The sequence below is a fragment of the Robiginitalea sp. genome (genome assembly GCF_049588695.1).
Taxonomy (GTDB): Bacteria; Bacteroidota; Bacteroidia; order Flavobacteriales; family Flavobacteriaceae; genus Robiginitalea.
The window spans coordinates 1-1,570 of sequence record NZ_JBAVZJ010000345.1 but is presented as its reverse complement, the minus strand read 5'-3'; the positions used below and the strand labels follow the sequence as shown (position 1 = coordinate 1,570).

Below are 1,570 nucleotides of genomic sequence, written 5' to 3'. Positions count from 1 at the left end.
GAACTATTCCAGTTGGCTCGAACAAAAAGCAAAACGCCTGGCCCAGGAACAGAAACAGGCCAGCAAACGGCAGAAAACCCTGGAGCGGGAATTGGAGTGGATTAGACAAAGCCCGAAAGGCAGGCATGCCAAGCAAAAGGCGCGTTTGAACAATTACGATAAATTGATGAGCCAGGACCAGAAAAAACTGGACGAAAAGCTTGAAATCTATATCCCGAATGGTCCCCGACTGGGTACGAATGTTATTGAGGCAAAAGGAGTGAGTAAGGCCTATGGGGACAAACTGTTGTACGAGGATTTGAATTTCAGGTTGCCCCAGGCGGGAATCGTCGGAATCATAGGCCCCAACGGAGCCGGTAAAACGACCATATTTCGTATGATCATGGGAGAGGAAACCCCGGATAAGGGGTCTTTTACCATAGGCGACACGGTAAAGATTGCCTACGTGGATCAGGCGCATTCCAATATCGATCCGGACCAGACCATATGGCAGAACTTTAGCGGTGGGCAGGAGCTTATCGCTATGGGTGGAAATCAAATCAATTCCAGGGCCTATTTAAGTCGCTTTAATTTTTCAGGCAGCGAACAGAACAAGAAAGTGGATATGCTCTCCGGAGGGGAACGCAACCGTTTACATCTGGCCATGACCCTTAAGGAAGAAGGTAACGTCCTTTTGTTAGACGAACCTACCAACGATTTGGACGTCAACACGCTAAGGGCCCTGGAGGAAGGTTTGGATAATTTTGCGGGCTGTGCGGTGATCATCTCCCACGACCGCTGGTTCCTGGACCGGATATGCACGCATATCCTGGCATTTGAGGGCGATTCCCAGGTCTACTTCTTCGAAGGATCCTTTTCAGATTATGAAGAAAATCGAAAAAAACGACTGGGTGGGGATGCTGTTCCCAAACGCCTGAAATACAAAAAGCTCATTCGCGAATAAAAAAAGCCCGGGAAATACCCGGGCTTTCTTAAATGGAGGCTTCTGTTTTACTGTTTCAGCGGTTTGTCCAGCGTTTGATCGATCTGATTTTCGATTTGCGCTTTATCCCCGACCACTATAAGGGTCATATTTTCAGGGCGGATATACTTCCGGGTGATCTCCATAACCCTTTCAGGGGTGACCCCGTGCATATTGGCGACCTTGTCTTTCAGGAAAGATTCATCGAGATCGTGGGTGTCGAGAAAAATAAGTTGCCCGATAATCCCGTTGGGAGAGGAATTCTGCAAGACATAGATACCCGATTCATAATTGATAATCCCATCGAGTTCCTCCTGGGTTGGAGGTTCTTCCTGCAGGAGTTCAATCTCCTTCTTGATTTCCGCTATAGAGGCCCCGGTGTGCTCTGTGGTAACATCTGCCGCCTCATACCATATACCGGTCTTATAATTGGAGGTGAGGGAGGAGTAGGGAGAATAGGTGTATCCTTTGTCCTCCCGTATATTACTGGTTATTCGTGAAGCAAAAGAGCCTCCCAACAGGGAGTTCGTAATATCCAAAGCTGTATAATCCGGGCTGGACGGATCCGGGACGGGTAACCCGTAATAAATGGTGGATTGTGGAGCCCCG

The 1,570-nt window shown here is 48.5% G+C and carries 2 protein-coding genes; one reads left to right on the top strand and one right to left on the bottom strand.

What is annotated here, in order from left to right; genetic code table 11:
- Positions 1 to 943 (top strand): ATP-binding cassette domain-containing protein (locus tag WBV75_RS08415; protein WP_424120186.1); only part of this gene is annotated, 943 nt, incomplete at its 5' end.
- A gap of 47 nt (positions 944 to 990) precedes the next feature.
- Here WBV75_RS08415 and WBV75_RS08410 read toward each other — a convergent pair.
- Positions 991 to 1,570: M16 family metallopeptidase (locus tag WBV75_RS08410; protein WP_424120185.1), on the bottom strand; the 580-nt coding region annotated here is incomplete at its 5' end.